This window comes from Haemophilus seminalis, from assembly GCF_006384255.1.
In the GTDB taxonomy this organism is placed as follows: domain Bacteria; phylum Pseudomonadota; class Gammaproteobacteria; order Enterobacterales; family Pasteurellaceae; genus Haemophilus; species Haemophilus seminalis.
The window spans coordinates 89,232-102,209 of record NZ_VCED01000007.1 but is presented as its reverse complement, the minus strand read 5'-3'; the positions used below and the strand labels follow the sequence as shown (position 1 = coordinate 102,209).

The window sequence follows — 12,978 nt, the reverse complement described above, 5'->3', positions numbered from 1 at the left end:
TGTCCGCCATTTTTAACCTCCGCCTTCACTTTAATCTTATGTATTAGATTGTTACCCATTTTATGAAAAATATTACCCTCTTTTTTACCGCGCTTTGCCCTGCTCTTGCTTTGGCAGAAACAACAGTACTAGACATTCGTCAAACACCAATTAAAACCGAACTTGAACCACAAATTAATGTCGCTAAACTTGAAAAACGCGAACAAAATTTACCGCCCTTAGGCACAGAGCAAGTCGAACAAATTCAAATTACCCTTGAGCAACTTAAACAAAACCCCGCTTTAACCCACGAATTATTAAGCCGTGCCATTTATGCCCGTAATCCAGAAATGATAAAAAAATTGCTGGAAATTTACCGCACTTTTCCAAATCGTGACCCGATTATGGAACGCTTTGCGGAAGGAAAATTGGCTGCGATAACGGAAAACTATACTGTAGCTATTGATAAATATCGCGAAATTTTAGCCAAAAATCCAAATTTAAACCCTGTACGAATTGAACTGGCTATCGCTTTATTCAATCAAAAACAAGACAGTGCTGCTAAAGACCAATTTGAAAAAGCACAAACCGCAGAGGATTTACCGCCTCAAGTTAAGCGTTTAATGGATGCTTATTTAGAGGCTTTAAAAGAACGTGATAGCTGGAATGTGGATTTTTCTTTTAATTATGTGCGTGATACCAATGTCAACAATGTCGGCGACGGAAAAACGGTCGCATTAAATAATGGTGGCACCTTAACGCGTTCCGAATCAATGATGCCACAAACAGCACACGGCTTAGCGTATTCATTCGATATTTCCAGAGATTTCAATTTATGGGGTTCTCATTATCTCACGGTGGGCAATGAGTTTGGTGGCAAGAGCTATTGGGATAATCATGAATTTGATGATATTTCCAACCGCACTTTTGTTGGCTATGCACATAAAACTGCGAAGCAAAATTTCCGTATCAAACCTTTTTATGAAAAACGTTGGTATGGCGGCGAAAGTTACCGTTGGTCTAATGGGGCAAGGGTGGAATTTTCTCGTTGGTTAAGCCCAAACTGGCAACTTTCTACAGCAGGAGAGTTTTCAAAACAACGTTATTTAGACAGCACATCACAAAACGGCAATAACAAACTAGTTTCCGCAACCTTGCTGTGAGCAAGAACACCAAAACAGTTTTTCTACCTCGGTTCTGATTTTATGGCAGAAAGAACGAAGGTTCGTCAATATGGTTCAGACAGTAAAAGCCTACGTTTAGGTTGGGGACAAGAATGGAATTGGGGCATTTCCTCACGTCTCGGCTTATCCATAATGAAACGTGAATTTAAAGATATTGCCAAACTCGGTAATCTCAATTTGTTTTCTTTTGGAAAGCGTCGAGAAGATAAAATTTACGGCATAAATTTATCCCTATGGAAACGCGACTGGCATATTTGGGGAATTACACCAAAACTCCAATTAAGTTGGCGTAAACAAGATAGCAATATTCCAGAAATGTATTCTTATACACAGAAGAATGTGAATATGTTGTTTGAGAAAACGTTTTAAATCTTTTATTAACCAAAAATAAGGAAAATCTTATGAAAAAATTAACATTATTATCTCTCTCTACAATTATTCTTTCTGGTTGTGTTGGTCAGTCAACACTTGAAAGAAAAACCTCTTTTGAATTTGGTTATGATCAAAATCAAGTACAAGTTTCTAACATTTCTCATGGTTTTTCAGAAACTACTTATAATGCAATGATTAAAGGGAAAAAACATAACTGCACCATTTTAGGGGGCGGATTTTTTAGCTTTGGTTTAACTGCTGCCCCAAGATGTACTCCAATTGATGGTGGTACAAGTAAAGGAAAGTGTGATGTTTTTAGTAATACAATCGGACTTTGTAAGTAATTGAATTCAAAGCATATTTATTAACTACAAGAGTTAATCTGACAGATGTGAAAGCATACTGTCAGATTTCCTTTTAGTCTCTACAAATTATCTCCCAATTCCCCCCATTACAAGCATGAAGAGGATCATTTTCAATTGTTCTTCTGGGATTGGCTTTCCGTTTAGTTTCAATTCGTTATTTTCTAAAGCAAGCGTTAATGTGACTGTTTTATCAGAGTTTACGATAATGCCATTCGCTTCTCCATCAGAGACTAATTCATCCAATCGGTGAACTAAATCTTGCTTTTGGTTTTCTGGTACAAATTTAGATAACAATGAAATCGCAGTTTCTTTATTCACATCAAAATTGATCGAAAAATCTTTGAATTGTTTGTATAAGCCGCTGCGCATTAAATCAAATTTAGGGTTTGGCACTAAAGCAATATTCAGATCCAATGCCACTTTGCCTTTTTCATCAGAAATAGAAAGAGGGGCAAATTTAATTTGAGGCTGATTATTCGCAATGACCATGCCTGCTTGTTGTAATTTTTGCACCAATGTTTTAGATAAAGGCGTATCTGAATCAGCCTTGCCTATTGCCACTAAAATGTTTAAAAGTTCTTGTAATGCGTTGCCATCAATATGGTTGAATTCTACATTGTTGGTCACTTTACCTAAGTTGTTGCCGTTAATATGTAATTCATCTAGATTTGTTTTATTGATGATATTTACTGTATCACCCTCAACTTGTGTAGTTAAATTTGCTTGGCTGTTTTTCTGAATAAGAGAGAATTTTTCCCCAGTCTCTGCAGATTCGGTATTTTGCTCAAAATAGCCTATTTTACTATTGATGTTCCCACTATAAATAAATGGCCATTTTGTGCTTTGTAGTGAGCCTTGTAAGACAAGATCTTTTATTTTAATTGATGAAGCCGTTGAAACTGCCTGATTAGGGTCATTTGAATTAAATGCATCTACCGATAGCGTATAATTGCTTGGTTCATTTTTGTCTAAATCAACATTTAAGACGACATTTGACCAATCAAAATCTGCCTTAGATTGCTCATTGTGATATTGCCCCGCTGCAAGTTTTAATTCCGCATTACCGTTTAAGGCATAATTCATTGCAAAATTCAGTTGTAACGGTTTCTCTGATTTTGTGATGTCAAAGAATGCCTGAGTTGTTGCATTTTTTCCTAATAAGGTTTGGCTTGAAAAAATGGTTGGAACGAAATTCAGTTTCGCCACACGATCAAGAGGCAAAGGACCGTGATAAAGCGTTGATGATAAAGGAATAATGATCGTTTCATTTGCCTTGTGGATTTCTATTTGATCTTGAATATGAGACGCAAATAATCCTCTATCAAATTTTATATTTTTATAAAAAATTTTACTTTCTTCTAATACATCTGTTTTAGCAAATAGTTGATTTAACTGTTTGAGTTGATGTAAATATTCTTCTTCCGCTTTTTTCCCTGTAAACCATGCACCAGTACACCAAACGGCAGCAAGAGCAACGACTACGCCTGCAGCAATTTTTGATTTTTTCATTTATTTCTTTCCTATTTTAAAGTAAAAATTTTCGCCAAATTTATCATAAATCCCTTTTTCTTACCTAAAAATTTTTGTTTTCCCCTTGAAGTTCATCATTTGAGACTTATCTTGAAAACAAGAACGGAAATTACCGCACTTTAAGAAATAAAAAATTTTTAAAATTTTCTCTTGAAATGCGAAAGAATATCCACATCTTACAATTCGTAACAAATAGGGCTTGTAGATGTTTCAAAAATATTTGTGATAGAGGCTATTTTGAGACGTTTATAAGTTCAACCCCGAATTTTAAAATTTTTACTAGGAGTACAAAATGGGAAAAATTATTGGTATTGACTTAGGTACAACAAACTCTTGTGTAGCAGTTATGGAAGGCGACAAGGCTCGCGTAATTGAAAATGCAGAAGGTGCACGTACAACCCCTTCAATTATTGCTTATACAGACAATGAAACTTTAGTTGGTCAGCCAGCAAAACGTCAAGCAATCACTAACCCGAAAAATACATTGTTTGCTATTAAACGTTTAATTGGCCGTCGTTTTGAAAGCGAAGAAGTTCAACGCGATATTAAAATTATGCCTTTCGAAATTACTCGTGCTGACAACGGCGATGCGTGGGTAAATGTAAAAGGTGATAAATTAGCACCACCGCAAATCTCTGCTGAAGTATTGAAAAAAATGAAAAAAACAGCAGAAGACTTCTTAGGTGAATCTGTAACAGAAGCGGTAATTACTGTTCCAGCATACTTTAACGATGCACAACGTCAAGCAACGATTGATGCGGGTAAAATCGCAGGTTTAGACGTTAAACGTATCATCAATGAACCAACAGCGGCTGCGTTAGCGTTCGGTTTAGGTTCAAGCAAAGAGAATCAAGTGATCGCAGTTTACGACTTAGGTGGTGGTACATTCGATATTTCAATCATCGAGATTGATAACTTTGATGGCGAACAAACTTTCGAGGTATTGGCAACAGGTGGTAACACTCACTTAGGTGGTGAAGACTTCGATAACCGTGTAATTGATTACATTATTGATGAGTTCAAAAAAGAACAAAACATCGATTTACGTAATGACCCAATGGCATTACAACGCGTAAAAGAAGCAGCAGAGAAAGCTAAAATTGAACTTTCATCAGCTCAATCTACTGAAGTGAACCTTCCGTACATCACTGCAGATGCTACAGGCCCTAAACACTTAGCATTAAATATCACTCGTGCAAAATTAGAAGCATTAGTAGAAGATTTAGTGGCAAGCTCAATTGAGTCTTTGAAAGCTGTATTAAAAGATGCAGGTAAAGGCGTAAGTGAAATTCACGATATTATTCTTGTGGGTGGTCAAACTCGTATGCCACTTGTACAACAAAAAGTTGCTGAGTTCTTTGGTAAAGAAGCTCGTAAAGATGTTAACCCTGATGAAGCGGTGGCAATCGGTGCGGCAGTTCAAGGTGGTGTATTAAAAGGTGATGTAAAAGACGTTCTTTTATTAGACGTTACTCCGTTATCTCTTGGTATCGAAACTATGGGCGGCGTGATGACCACTTTAATTGAGAAAAACACCACGATTCCAACCAAAAAATCGCAAGTGTTCTCAACAGCGGAAGATAACCAAAGTGCGGTAACCATTCACGTTCTTCAAGGTGAACGTAAACGTGCGGCAGACAATAAATCTTTAGGTCAATTCAACCTAGAAGGTATTAATCCTGCACCGCGTGGTATGCCACAAATCGAAGTAACATTTGATATCGATGCAAACGGAGTAATCAACGTATCTGCGAAAGATAAAAATACGGGTAAAGAACAACAAATTCGTATTCAAGCATCTTCTGGTTTATCTGATGAAGAAATTCAACAAATGGTGCGTGATGCAGAAGCAAATGCTGATGCAGACCGTAAATTTGAAGAAGTTGTTCAAGCGCGTAATCAAGCAGATGGCATTGCTCACGCAACACGTAAACAAATTGCAGAAGCTGGTGACGCATTGAGTGCTGCAGATAAAGAGAAAATTGAAGCTGCAATCGCTGAGCTTGAAACAGCAGCAAAAGGCGAAGATAAAGCAGAAATTGAAGCGAAAATTGAAGCTGTAATTAAAGCCTCTGAACCGTTAATGCAAGCAGCGCAAGCAAAAGCTCAACAAGCTGGTGGCGAGCAACCACAACAATCATCAGCAAAAGATGATGGTGTGGTAGATGCGGAATTTGAAGAAGTGAAAGATAATAAATAATTCACCGCTCTTCTTAGCATAAACAAAGGGCGTGGAAACACGCCCTTTTGGTGTATATAAATGATCCCCCTCTTTAGAAAAGAGGGGTTAGGGGAGATTTGATAGCGATATCAAATTTTCTTATGAGCTAAATTTACTTCTGCCAAATCTTCCCCCGCCCCTCTTTGCTAAAGAGGGGAGTATGTTATAAGCGGTCAAATTTACCCAGAGTTTTGTAAATTTAAGGAATAGTTATGCCACTAACACTTTATCCACTTGCTACAATTCGTACGCATAACACAAAGGAAAATCCTGCAGAAAAGATTGGACAGCTTTGGCAGAATAATTTTGTAAAATTGCCTCAAAATGAGCCTTATTATGGTGTTTATCTGAATTACGAATCGGATTTTACGGGCTATTATGATGTTGCTATTGCTCAAGAAAGTAAACCTGAAGGCAGTTTTTCAACCATTGAAATTGAAGATCTGACTTGGTATGAAATCTTCCCCACGACTTATGAATCAGCAGTTCAAACGTGGCAACGCATTTGGAATAAAGAAAAGCAAGGTTTATTAAAACGTGCTTATAAAGTGGATTTTGAGAAATATTATCCAAATGGAAAAGTGGATATTTATATTTCAATTTGCCCACATTGCTAAAAATAGCGAATGCAAGCGGTCAGAAATGACAAAATATTTGCAAATAAAAATACGGAAACACTATGGCAAAAAAAGATTACTACGAAGTCCTTGGCTTGAAAAAAGGGGCGAGTGAGAATGACATTAAACGTGCGTATAAACGTTTAGCGTCTAAACATCACCCTGATAAAAACCAAGGCAGTAAAGAAGCGGAAGAAAAATTCAAAGAAATTAATGAAGCTTATGAAGTATTAGGCGACGATCAAAAACGTGCAGCCTATGATCAATATGGCCATGCAGCCTTTGAACAAGGTGGTGGCGCAGGTGGTTTCGGTGGTGGCTTTGGCGGTGCTGATTTTGGTGATATGTTCGGCGATATCTTTGGAGATATTTTTGGTGGCGGTGGACGTGGTCGCCAGCGTGTTGTTCGTGGCGAAGACTTACGCTATGACTTAGAAATTACTTTGGAAGAAGCCGTAAAAGGTACAACCAAAGATATTCAAATCAATACTCTTGCGCATTGTGAGAGCTGTGGTGGTTCTGGTGCTGAAAAAGGTTCTAAAGTGGAAACTTGTCCGCATTGTCACGGCTCTGGTCGAATTCGTCGTCAGCAAGGTTTCTTTGTATCTGAAAGTATTTGTCCAACTTGTCATGGTAGTGGTAAGAAAATTGAAAAACCTTGTCGAAGCTGTCACGGCGAAGGACGCGTTCATAAGAAAGAAAATCTTTCAGTAAAAATTCCTGCAGGCGTAGATACGGGCAACCAACTTCGCTTAGCTGGCAAAGGCGCAGCGGGCGAAAATGGTGCACCAGCTGGAGATTTATATGTTGTGATTCACGTGAGAGAACATAACATTTTTGAACGTGATGGTAACAACTTATATTGCGAAGTACCGATTAGCTTTGCCACGGCAGCACTTGGCGGTGAAATTGAAGTGCCAACCTTAGATGGCAGAGTGAAGCTTAAAATCCCAGCTGAAACGCAAACTGGAAAATTATTCCGCATGCGAGGCAAAGGAGTTGCCTCTACACGTAGTGGTTATGCGGGTGATTTAATTTGCCGTATTGTGGTCGAAACACCCGTTAATTTAACCAGCGAACAAAAAGAATTACTCCAAAAACTTGAAGAAAGTTTACAAGGTAAAGATTTAAGTAAACACGCACCAAAATCTTCAGGATTTTTGGATGGTGTGAAAAAATTCTTTGATAATTTGGGTAAATCTGACAAATAAAGATAATTAAAAAGTCCGCTTTCGCGGACTTTTTGCTTATAGCCTATCCAAATTATTATAGTTGTCCCTATTCCATTCTTGGTATTCTTTAAAATATTTTCATAAATTGCTACCTTTTTTCTTTTTTTTAATCTAGAATTCGTCAATTTGTTTTTTAAACGCCAAAAGGAGAGTAAATATGAAACTGGTTGAAGTAAAACACCCACTTGTTAAACACAAATTAGGTGTGATGCGTGAAGCTGAGATTGATACAAAAAAATTCCGTGAACTGGCAACAGAAATCGGTAGCCTATTAACCTACGAAGCAACGTCAGATTTAGAAACTGAAAAAGTAACGATCAACGGTTGGAATGGCCCAGTAGAAATCGACCGAATTAAAGGTAAAAAAGTAACGGTTGTCCCAATTTTACGTGCAGGTTTAGGTATGATGGATGGTGTACTTGAACATGTACCAAGCGCACGCATCAGTGTAGTGGGGATCTACCGTAATGAAGAAACTCTTGAACCAGTCCCTTACTTCCAAAAATTAGCTAGCGATTTAGAAGAGCGTCTTGCCATTGTTGTTGATCCGATGCTTGCAACGGGCGGTTCTATGATTGCTACCCTTGATCTTTTAAAAGCAAAAGGTTGTAAGCATATTAAAGTATTAGTTTTAGTCGCTGCGCCAGAAGGTATTAAGGCTCTTGAAGCGGCACATCCTGACATTGAACTTTACTGCGCTTCTATTGATAGCCACCTAAATAAACATGGTTACATTATTCCGGGTCTAGGTGACGCGGGTGATAAAATTTTTGGGACCAAATAATCCCCAAAATAAAAGATGGACGGCATTTTCTTGCCGTCTTTTTGTGTGCGTGAAACACTAGAAAAACTGACCGCACTTTAAGTTAATTCAAACAGAGAGTTGAAACTAAATGACAAATCAAACTTCTTCTTTCCCTTCGGAAAAACAAAGTACATTAAAACAATCATTCGTTGGCCTACAGATGCTCTTCGTCGCATTTGGTGCGCTTGTTCTTGTACCATTAATTACAGGACTTGATTCCAATACAGCATTATTAACTGCCGGCGTTGGCACCCTACTCTTCCAACTTTGCACTGGCAAACAAGTTCCTATTTTCTTAGCCTCATCTTTTGCCTTTATCGCGCCGATTCAATATGGTGTTCAAACTTGGGGCATTGCGACCACTATGGGTGGTTTAGCATCTGCTGGTCTTGTATATCTAGCGCTAAGCACGTTAGTAAAATTACGTGGAACAGAAGCATTACAACGCATTTTCCCACCGATTGTTGTAGGCCCAGTGATTATTATTATTGGGATGGGGCTTGCCCCAGTGGCAGTTGATATGTCATTAGGCAAAAACAGTGCTTATGCTTATAACGACGCTATATTAGTTTCAATGGTAACACTTCTCACTACTTTATCTGTAGCTGTGTTTGCCAAAGGATTGATGAGACTCATCCCGATTATGTTTGGTATTACTGCGGGCTATATTTTATGCTTATTCCTTGGTTTAATTAATTTCCAACCAGTGATTGATGCGCCTTGGTTTAGCTTACCAAAATTAACTAAGCCTGAATTTAGCCTAGAAGCTATTCTTTATATGTTGCCAATTGCTATTGCACCGGCGGTAGAACACGTTGGCGGTATTATGGCAATCAGCTCTGTAACAGGTAAGGACTTTTTAAAAAAACCAGGATTACACCGCACTTTATTAGGCGATAGCTTAGCAACTGCAGCTGCATCTTTAGTGGGTGGCCCACCAAATACAACTTATTCTGAAGTAACTGGTGCCGTAATGTTAACCCGAAATTTCAATCCTAATATTATGACATGGGCTGCCGTTTGGGCTATTGCAATTTCATTCTGTGGAAAAGTAGGTGCATTCCTATCAACGATTCCAACTATTGTAATGGGAGGAATTATGATGCTTGTTTTCGGTTCAATCGCAGTCGTGGGCATGAGCACCTTAATTCGTGGCAAAGTTGATGTTACCGAAGCACGTAATCTGTGTATTATTTCTGTCGTAATGACATTTGGTATCGGCAATATGTTTGTAGATGTAGGCAATGTATCACTAAAAGGTATCAGCTTATGCGCAGTTGTTGCTATCATCTTAAACCTTGTTTTACCGAAAGCAAAAAATGAAGTAGAATAAGAGTTCTTTTAAAAGGGTTAAATCCCAATTTAGCCCTTTTCTTACTTGTAATCTATTATACATAAATATTTGAATAAGCAGCTTCCCTTACCCATTCATCAAATTGATGATGCCACATTAGAAAACTTTTACGGCGATAATAATCTTTTATTGCTCAATTCTTTACGCAAAAATTCATCTGAATTAAAACAACAGTTTTTCTATATTTGGGGAAATAAAGGTTCTGGAAAAACTCATCTTCTGAGAGCATTCAGTAACGAATATTTAATCAATCAACGTACTGCTATTTATGTACCGCTCAGCAAATCTCAATATTTTTCTACCGCAGTTCTTGAAAATCTAGAACAGCAAGAATTAGTATGTCTAGATGATGTACAAAGTGTGATCGGAAATGACGAATGGGAATTAGCTATTTTTGATCTATTCAATCGAATTAAAGCAAGCGGAAAAACGCTTTTGCTTATTAGTTCAGATAAATCGCCTTCTGCACTTTCTGTAAAATTGCCTGATTTGAACTCCCGCTTGACTTGGGGTGAAATTTATCAATTAAATTCCCTAACTGACGAGCAAAAAATTAGTGTGCTACAACATAACGCTTATCAACGAGGAATTCAATTACCCGATGAGACGGCTAATTTTTTACTTACACGACTAGCACGAGACATGCACACATTATTTGAAGCACTTGATCTACTAGATAAAGCCTCGTTGCAAGCACAACGAAATCTTACGATTCCTTTCGTTAAAGAAATTTTAAATCTTTAACAAAAAAGGCGCTAATGCGCCTTTTTAATCATCCACCTGATAATTTAACGGTAAACCCTTTTTGCTCTAAAAATTGCTTGAGCAAATCACGCTTTTCACCTTGAATCTCAATCATTCCATTTTTAACTGAACCACCACATCCACAACGTTTTTTTAATTCAGCAGCTAATTTTTTCAATTCCTCATCAGATAAATCTAAACCAGTTATAACCGATACGCCTGCACCTTTCCTACCACTCGTTTGTTTTTGGATACGTACAACACCGTCTCCTTTTGGACGAACTACAGAAGCCTTTTCCTCTTTAATTCGCCCCGCATCAGTTGAATACACTAAAACAGAATCTGACATCATTCTTACCTAATAGACGCGTTAATAGAACGAAGAACCTCTACTGGATTATTAGCTTTAGTAATAGGGCGCCCTATTACTAAATAATCTGAACCAGCACGAATCGCAGCAGTAGGAGTCATCACTCGTCTCTGATCACCAAAATCAGCCCCAGTTGGACGAATACCTGGGGTCACCAATTTAAACTCTTCTCCACAAGCGTTACGTAAAATTTCAACCTCTTGCGGAGAACAAACCACTCCATCCAAACCTGAGCGTTGGGTTAAATGAGCTAAGCGTAAAACTTGTTCCATTGGCGATGCATTAATCCCAATTTGTAATAAATCCAAATCTTCCATACTGGTTAATACCGTCACAGCAATAAGCAATGGCGCATCTTTCCCATAAGGTTCAAGAATTCTCTTAGCTTCTTCCATCATTCGTAGCCCACCGCTTGCGTGCAAATCGACCATCCATACCCCCAAATCAGCGGCGGATCGGACCGCTCTTGCTACCGTATTTGGAATGTCATGATATTTAAGATCTAAGAAAACATCAAAATTACGTTGATGCAATTGTTTTACAAAATTCATACCAAGTGTAGTAAACATTTCTTTACCCACTTTTAATCGACACAAATTCGGATCAATTTGATCAACTAAAGCAAGAGCATCTGATTCTTTCTCATAATCCAATGCCACAATAATTTTACTTGTCATAATGTTACCTCACAGAGTATCAATTAATTATGTTCTTGACTTGAAACTGGTTTAATACATTCCCATTGACGGCAAGATGGGCAATTCCACAACAACTTGTGGATTTGATAACCACAATTTGTACAACGATAAGCTGAAGTTTGCTTAATTCGTTCCCCCACCATTTTATGTAATAAAATTAGACTTTCTTTTCCACGTCCGTCTTCTGCCTCATCAATTTGATACTGCATAAAACGATGGAAAATTAAAGTACTTGGCTTTTTCGTGAGTTGCTGATAAAGCTTAGCTTGAGCAGCAAGTTTTCCATCTTTTTCTTCAATTAATTTAACTAGGGCTAACTCTACCTCATCATTATTAGTAATTTGACCAGCACGAATTAAGAATAACTCAAAGTTATCTAACTGATTTAATTCTTCATAACAATGTTTTAAAGATGATAAAATTTCACCCGTATAATCTGGATTTTGCTCCAAAACATTTTCTAGTATTTTTGCTGCTTGTTGATATTGACCTTCAAGCATTTCTAAATTTGCGAGTAATAAAGAAGCGCGAACACAAGTAGGAGAAACCAACAAAGCTTTTTGTAAAATACTGCGTTTTTCAACCGCATTTTCAGGCTCTAAACTTTGTGAACATTCACAATAACATTGCGCAAGTTCAATATTATTCTCTTGGGGTTTGATTTTTGCGAGTTTTTCAGCAATATTAACCGCTTTTTTCCATTCTTTAGTTTTTTGATAAATCACTAAAAGTTGCTGCAAAGCATTTTCTGCAAATTCAGGTTCATCCACTAGTAAAATATAAAGACTTTCAGCTCGGTCAAAAAAACCAACCGTCATAAAATCTCGAGCAAGCTGCTGCTTAGCGAGCAGTTTTTGTTCAAAAGTATAATTTGGGCTACGATCTAAAGCCTGATGAATGCGAAGAGCACGATCAACTTCGCCTCTAGAACGGAATAGATTGCCAAGAGTCAGTTCAGCTTCAAATTGGGAGTGGCTTTCGATTTCATTTTCGGCTTCTTGCTTTTGTAGCATATTCAAAAATAGATCTACAGCCTTATCAGTTTGATTGGAAAGTAAGAAGTTTACCCCCGTAACATAATCTCGGGAGAGTTTATTACTAATGTCATCTTGATCTTTCTTTACACTACGCTGCCCCATGTACCAACCATAGGCTGCAGCGATGGGTAATAGTAGAAAGAGTAATTCCAGCATTAGACAGCCTTATCACGGGTAGTCGTTAATTCATGAAGTTGTAATGTTTGACGTTTAACTTGGCGCGCTAAAACCATATTCTTGAATTTTAATTTTAAATAGAAAAATCCACTAATTAACCAACCAAGAATTAACCCAAAACCAAATAAAATCGCGACAAGTGTAGAAAGTTGGAGCTGGCTTTCTGCCACAATATAGTTAAAGGTTATTATTTGATCGTTATTGGCTCCAACAGTAATCGCAACAAGTACAATAGCAATAACAATCACAAAACCTAAAATATACTTAATCATAATTCCCCTCTTCAATTACGC

At 37.6% G+C, this 12,978-nt stretch carries 12 protein-coding genes and 1 pseudogene; 8 read left to right on the top strand and 5 right to left on the bottom strand.

The features are described 5' to 3' along the window. Positions 1–62 precede the first annotated feature (62 nt). Positions 63–1,532: pseudogene (locus FE813_RS09160) on the top strand (surface lipoprotein assembly modifier). Between the two features lie 32 nt (positions 1,533–1,564). Continuing rightward, on the top strand, positions 1,565–1,879 hold the full coding sequence (locus FE813_RS09155) for a hypothetical protein (protein ID WP_139990303.1): 315 nt from the start codon (positions 1,565–1,567) through the stop codon (positions 1,877–1,879). 87 nt (positions 1,880–1,966) lie between these two features. Here FE813_RS09155 and FE813_RS09150 read toward each other — a convergent pair whose 3' ends face one another. Beyond that, entirely contained in the window at positions 1,967–3,409 is a 1,443-nt protein-coding gene (locus FE813_RS09150) for a YdgA family protein (RefSeq protein WP_139990302.1), read from the bottom strand. 313 nt (positions 3,410–3,722) lie between these two features. Here FE813_RS09150 and dnaK point away from each other — a divergent pair, with 313 nt between their 5' ends. The 6 genes from dnaK (at position 3,723) to hda (ending at position 10,403) form a co-directional block, all read left to right on the top strand. Continuing rightward, positions 3,723–5,630 carry a molecular chaperone DnaK gene (dnaK, locus tag FE813_RS09145; protein WP_139990301.1) on the top strand — a complete coding sequence of 636 codons (1,908 nt, stop codon included), beginning with the start codon at positions 3,723–3,725 and terminating at the stop codon, positions 5,628–5,630. Between the two features lie 233 nt (positions 5,631–5,863). Beyond that, on the top strand, positions 5,864–6,268 hold the full coding sequence (locus FE813_RS09140; protein ID WP_139990300.1) for a GyrI-like domain-containing protein: 405 nt from the start codon (positions 5,864–5,866) through the stop codon (positions 6,266–6,268). Positions 6,269–6,330: 62 nt separating this feature from the next. Continuing rightward, a complete protein-coding gene (gene dnaJ / locus FE813_RS09135) occupies positions 6,331–7,479 on the top strand; it encodes a molecular chaperone DnaJ (protein WP_139990299.1) in 1,149 nt (382 codons plus the stop codon). 178 nt (positions 7,480–7,657) lie between these two features. Continuing rightward, on the top strand, positions 7,658–8,284 hold the full coding sequence (gene upp / locus FE813_RS09130; RefSeq protein ID WP_139990298.1) for a uracil phosphoribosyltransferase: 627 nt from the start codon (positions 7,658–7,660) through the stop codon (positions 8,282–8,284). A 109-nt stretch (positions 8,285–8,393) separates the two neighbouring features. Further along, on the top strand, positions 8,394–9,638 hold the full coding sequence (locus FE813_RS09125; RefSeq protein ID WP_139990297.1) for a nucleobase:cation symporter-2 family protein: 1,245 nt from the start codon (positions 8,394–8,396) through the stop codon (positions 9,636–9,638). 69 nt (positions 9,639–9,707) lie between these two features. Next, complete coding sequence (hda, locus tag FE813_RS09120; RefSeq protein WP_139990296.1) at positions 9,708–10,403, top strand: DnaA regulatory inactivator Hda; 696 nt, start codon at positions 9,708–9,710, stop codon at positions 10,401–10,403. Between the two features lie 28 nt (positions 10,404–10,431). Here the strand turns inward: hda and yciH are convergent, their stop codons facing one another. From yciH to FE813_RS09100, 4 genes are read right to left on the bottom strand one after another with little or no spacing between them, the layout of a single operon-like run. After that, positions 10,432–10,752, bottom strand: coding sequence for a stress response translation initiation inhibitor YciH (gene yciH, locus FE813_RS09115; RefSeq protein WP_106013367.1), 321 nt, complete (start codon positions 10,750–10,752; stop codon positions 10,432–10,434). A gap of 5 nt (positions 10,753–10,757) precedes the next feature. Next, positions 10,758–11,450 (bottom strand): orotidine-5'-phosphate decarboxylase, encoded by a 693-nt coding sequence (gene pyrF / locus FE813_RS09110; protein WP_139990295.1) that lies wholly within the window; start codon positions 11,448–11,450, stop codon positions 10,758–10,760. A 23-nt stretch (positions 11,451–11,473) separates the two neighbouring features. Beyond that, positions 11,474–12,664, bottom strand: a complete 1,191-nt coding sequence (gene lapB, locus FE813_RS09105; protein ID WP_139990294.1) for a lipopolysaccharide assembly protein LapB — start codon at positions 12,662–12,664, stop codon at positions 11,474–11,476. Continuing rightward, positions 12,664–12,957, bottom strand: coding sequence for a LapA family protein (locus FE813_RS09100; protein ID WP_065264607.1), 294 nt, complete (start codon positions 12,955–12,957; stop codon positions 12,664–12,666). Before FE813_RS09100 ends, lapB begins: the two co-directional genes overlap by 1 nt. Positions 12,958–12,978 lie beyond the last annotated feature (21 nt).